Here is a 5,485-nt window from a genome sequence, read left to right as displayed (position 1 = left end):
CGGGAGGCCAGCAGCAGCGGGTTGCTGTTGCACGGGCGCTTATTAACGATCCGGATATCCTTCTCTGCGATGAACCGACAGGAAATCTCGATTCAAAGACCGGCGCGAGTATCATGGAACTCATGACAGACCTCAACAGGAAAGGTTCGACCGTCATCGTTGTCACTCACGATCCCCATGTCGCTGAATATACCGATCGGATCATCCGGATCGTGGACGGGAGAATTGCAGCATGAGTGCCATATTCTGGGAGATCTCGAAAAGGAATATCCGGATCCACATGCTGCGCTCGAGCCTTGCGATGCTCGGGATCATCATCGGTGTCGTCGCTATCGGTGCCATGGGTATCCTCGGAAACAGTATGACACAAGAGATTAGTTCGAGTCTCTCCTCTGTAGGAGACTCGGTAATTGTCACCCCGTATAGCGGAGGAGGAGGTATGGGCCCGGGCGGTGGAGGTTCAAGCTCTGCAAACCTGATGCTGACCGACCAGAATTACCAACAGATCAAACGGACAGTTGCCCCGAACGTAGCGATTCCGGTTCATTCGACATCGGAACACATGAAAGTGGGTGTCGGAAGCGACGACATTGTGGCGACCATTTATGGAATCCCGACAAACGATGAATCCGATCTCTTACCCAATCTCCAGGCAGGGGGTTACAACAATGCAAACTCCGGATGTCTGGTAGGCTCGACCTTTGCATCGGATCATAACGTCAAGGTCGGTTCGCGGATTTCCATCGGGACCGACGGGCAATACGGCACGCTCAGGGTGACGGGTATTATCAAGGAGCGGGGGATGAGCTTTGATATCAGTACCGATAGTGCCATTGTCGTGACACAGGACTGGTTTGAAAATACCTACAACGATAAGGATCAATACAGCGAAGTGGTCGTGAAGGTCACCAGCAGCGATACCGCAAGTGTAAAGACAATCATAGAAAAGCAGCTCAACCGGAACACCAGAGACAAGACCGTTTCAGTGACAGACAGCAAGGCAACGCTTTCCACCATCTACTCGACCTTTAGCACGGTCACGACCTTTGTCACGGCCATCGGTGGTATCTCGATGATCGTTGCCGGGGTCTCCATCTTCAATATCATGATGATGTCGGTGAACGAGCGGATCAAGGAGATCGGGATTATGCGCAGTATCGGCACCCAGAAAAAAGAGGTGATGAGCATGTTCATCTACGAGGCCGCCATCATCGGTGTGATCGGAAGCCTGATTGGGGGGCTTCTCTGTCTCCTTGCCGGGTACGTGATAAGCGCCCTGATGCTCGGCACCACCAAGTATCTCTTCACCATGGCGAGTATGATGTCAGTCGTTGAGGGGGTCAGCTTTGGGATCCTCATCTGTATCCTCTGCGGAGTGTATCCGGCGTGGCAGGCGGCAAACCTTAACCCGATCGATGCCCTGCGGCACGAGTGATATTCATGGCGAGAAATGGAGATAATCCAGTGCCCCCGGAAAATGAATCCCGTTCCACGGACGAAATCCTGGGCGTTGAAATCCTTAAAGGCGATCCGAAACGGGCAATCTGGAAACTATCAGGGCCGATGATCGTTGCAATGCTCCTGCGGTCCAGTTACAAAGTGGTAAACACGATCTGGGTCGCCGATATCCGGAAGCGTGAATGGACCATGAGGTTCTGTCAAGTCTGCGGGTGGTTGCATTAAGCCTTCGTTGAGGAAAATATGTTGCCACCCGTAGACGTTACAGAGCCCATTCCACTCATTAGACTAGTTCCGGGATATCCCCCGTTCCTCTCATGAAAAGGTAAGTATAATAGGACTGTCGATAATACCAAAGAATTACGACTCCGGTTTATCGTATTCTCTATGTTGACGATGAATCCGCCCTGCTCGAGATCGGCAAACTCTTCCTTGAGCAGAGCGGGCAGTTCAGGGTTGACATCATTACATCCGCTGAAGATGCACTGGTTTTACTGGATTCACACTCTTACGATGCGGTAATATCTGATTACCAGATGCCCGTGATGGACGGCATCGAATTCTTAAAGCAGATCAGGTCTTCTGGTAATTCCATCCCGTTTATCATCTTCACCGGACGAGGTCGCGAAGAGGTTGTTATCGAGGCTATCAACTCCGGCGCGGATTTCTACCTCCAGAAAGGCGGCGATCCCAACTCACAGTTTGCAGAACTCAGTCATAAATTAAAAATCGCCGTTGAGCGGAAACGTGCCGTTAACGCGCTGAAACAGGACGAGATCCGGCTCAAGACTCTGGGTAATTTTTACCAGATGATCTCTGCTCCCTTAAAAGAACTGATGATCTTTGCAGTAGAGAAGTCCGTGGAAATCACGTCAAGCTCGATAGGCTATCTCGCTTTTGTTGCAGAGGACGAGTCCCTTCTTACCATGTACGCCTGGTCTTCGCTGGCGATGAAAGAATGTAATATCGAAAAAAAACCCATTAAATACCCTCTTCACGCGACGGGATTATGGGGGGAGGCAGTCCGGCAGCGGCGTCCCGTTATTACCAATGATTATGCCGCAGAAAACCCGCTCAAAAAAGGATACCCCGAAGGGCATGTTCCTATCATCAGGCACATGAACATCCCGGTTTTTGACGGCACCCGCATTGTGATGGTTGCCGGCGTGGGAAACACACCTTCAGACTATGATGAATGGGATGTGTATGAACTCTCCATCCTGATGAGCGGTTTGTGGAATGTCATAAAACAACGGAAGGCTGAAGAGGAACTCCGTAAGAAAAATGAGGAACTCAATGCTTCCTATGAGAAGATCGCGGCTACTGAAAAGGAACTCCGTTCCAATCTGGATGAATTGATCCGACAGGAACAAGCGGTTCAGGAAAGTGAGGAAAAATACCATAGCGTCATAAACAACATCCAGGACATGTTTTATCGGAGTGACCGTTTGGGGAACCTGATCATGGCAAGCCCGAGCTGCCTCAAGACGCTGGGCTATGAATCCTTTGACGAGATATTAAACAAACCGATATCAGAGACATTCTACTATTTCCCGGAAAAACGTAAGGAATTGCTTTTGCTCCTTGATGAAAAAGGATCTGTTGAGGACTACGATGTCCCGTTGAAACGCCGGGATGGCAGTATAATCTGGACCTCAACAAACAGCCATTATTACCGGGATGGGACAGGTGCGATCGCAGGTGTCGAGGGGATTTTCCGGGACATTACACGGCGCAAATCGGATGAGGAAGCGTTGAAACGCGACGCCGCCCAGCTCGACCAAATCATCAACCTTGTTCCCCATATGATCTTTGCGACTGACCCGGCCGGGAATTTTCTGCTTGTAAATCGGGCTGTTGCCCAGAGTTACAACACAAGTGTAGTCGAAATTATTGGAAAACCCCAGGCCGACTTCCAGAAGGACGCAGCGGAACTCCGGCATATGCTCGATGACAACCGTGAAGTCATCACTTCGGGAGCGTCCAAGTTTATCCCGGAGGAAACCTTCACCGACGCACTCGGAAAAAAGCGTTATCTCCAGACTACCAAAGTCCCCTTCACCACACTTGGCAACAATCAGAAGGCTGTACTCGGGATTGCCATCGATATAACCGAACGGAAGCTTATCGAAGAAGAACTCCTTAAGAAAAACGAGGATCTGGCTGCCTCCTATGAGCAGCTTACTGCAGCGGAAGAAGAACTCCGTTCCAATTTCGATGAATTGATCCTGCGGGAACAGGCATTGAAGGCAAGCGAGGAACGGTACCGGAATGTTGTCGAGACCCAGACCGAATTCATCTCCCGGTGTCAACCGGACAGCACCCATGTTTTTGTCAATGAAGCCTACAGCCGCTATTACGGTATGAAACGTGACGAGATCATAGGGCACCGGTTCCATCCTGATATTCCGGTTGAAGACAAGGAGCGTGTGAAACAGTTTTTTGCATCACTAACACCGGACCACCCGGTCGATGTCATTGAACACCGGGTCATTATGCCTGATGGAACCTTACGATGGCAACAGTGGACTGATCGTGCAATCTTCGATTCTTCCGGGAAGGTTACTGAATACCAGTCGGTAGGTCAGGACGTTACCGCACGGAAGCTGGAGGAGCAGGCGCTGCATGAAAATGAACAACGCCTGACTTCGATCTATAATACTGTCGGAGACTCCATCTTTCAGCTGACTGTCGAACCTCATGAGCAGTATCGCTTTACCTCAGTCAATTCGGCCTTTAGCAGAACCACAGGATTGCCTTCCGGGCTGGTGATAGGTAAGAAAGTGAACGAGATCATCCCAGAACCTTCTCTCTCATTAGTTCTGGGAAAATACCGGCAGGCTATCGAAGAAAAGGCCATTGTCCGTTGGGAGGAAACTTCCCATTATCCCAGCGGGCAACTGACGGGAGAGGTCAGTATCGCGCCTATCTTTGATCAGGCAGGTAATTGTACATACCTTATCGGATCCGTGCATGACATCACTGAGCGCAAGCACGCAGAAGAGGAACTGCGGGAGCGAAATTCCCTGATGCGTACACTCATCGATAACCTCCCGTTTGATACATGGGCCATGGATCGTTCGGGCCAATATATCCTGCAGAATCAGGTTTCGATCAAAAATTGGGGAGATAGTATCGGCAAAACCGCCAACCAGATCCATCTTCGTAAAGATCTGCTCGAAAAATGGCAGAAGAATAACAGGAAAGCGTTTGAAGGAACAGTTGTAAGGGATGAATTGTCAGTATCGTCTGAAAACGGGGTGCGGATATATGATGAGATCATTGCCCCCATCCGGGTAGGTAATGTCATTAACGGGATCATCGGAGTAAATATCGACATCACCGAACGAAAACAGGCTGAAGAGGCACAGCACCTGGCCACTAAGAAGCTCAATCTCCTTACCAGCATCACCCGCCATGATATCAATAACCAGCTCGCCATAATCCGGGGACATATTGCACTCCTCGAAACGAAACAATCTGATACTTCATCAGATGAGCATTTTAAAAAGGTCCAGGCCTCTGCTCAGACGATCTCTTCAATGATTCAGTTCACTAAGGAATACGAATCGATCGGCATCAATGCGCCAGTCTGGCAGGACTGCCGTACCTTAATTGAGACTGCGGCAAAACAGGTTTCCTTTGCAAACATCAGGCTGGGAAACGATATTCCCGCCGGAACCGGGTTATTCGCCGACCCGATGATTGTCAGGGTCTTTTACAACCTGATGGATAATGCAGTCCGGTATGGGGAGATAATTACGACGATACGGTTCTCTTTGCAGAAATCCGGCGCTGATCTTGGTATCCTGTGCGAGGATGACGGGAATGGCATCCCGGCAGACGAGAAAGAAAAGATCTTTGATCGCGGGTTTGGAAAGAACACCGGACTAGGGCTTTTCCTCTCCCGGGAAATTCTTTCAATCACCGGTATTAAAATTCAGGAAACCGGGGAGCCGGGAAAAGGAGCACGGTTTGAGATTATAGTACCTCAAGGTTCCTTCCGCATCCAGGGTTAACAATTTAA

At 49.9% G+C, this 5,485-nt stretch carries 4 protein-coding genes; all 4 read left to right on the top strand.

All coding sequences use genetic code 11. The features are described from left to right. The coding region (locus WCE46_RS08115; protein ID WP_424733190.1) for an ATP-binding cassette domain-containing protein at nucleotides 1-236 on the top strand (236 nt) is incomplete at its 5' end. Then, on the top strand, nucleotides 233-1,435 hold the full coding sequence (locus WCE46_RS08110; RefSeq protein ID WP_424733189.1) for an ABC transporter permease: 1,203 nt from the start codon (nucleotides 233-235) through the stop codon (nucleotides 1,433-1,435). The genes WCE46_RS08115 and WCE46_RS08110, both read left to right, overlap by 4 nt. A gap of 5 nt (nucleotides 1,436-1,440) precedes the next feature. Beyond that, nucleotides 1,441-1,683 carry a hypothetical protein gene (locus tag WCE46_RS08105; protein WP_424733188.1) on the top strand — a complete coding sequence of 81 codons (243 nt, stop codon included), beginning with the start codon at nucleotides 1,441-1,443 and terminating at the stop codon, nucleotides 1,681-1,683. A gap of 134 nt (nucleotides 1,684-1,817) precedes the next feature. Continuing rightward, nucleotides 1,818-5,477 carry a PAS domain S-box protein gene (locus WCE46_RS08100; protein ID WP_424733191.1) on the top strand — a complete coding sequence of 1,220 codons (3,660 nt, stop codon included), beginning with the start codon at nucleotides 1,818-1,820 and terminating at the stop codon, nucleotides 5,475-5,477. The last annotated feature ends 8 nt before the right edge of the window (nucleotides 5,478-5,485 follow it).

The organism is Methanoregula sp. (assembly GCF_049690535.1).
Taxonomy (GTDB): Archaea; Halobacteriota; Methanomicrobia; order Methanomicrobiales; family Methanospirillaceae; genus Methanoregula.
This window is presented reverse-complemented; position numbering and strand designations above follow the sequence as displayed.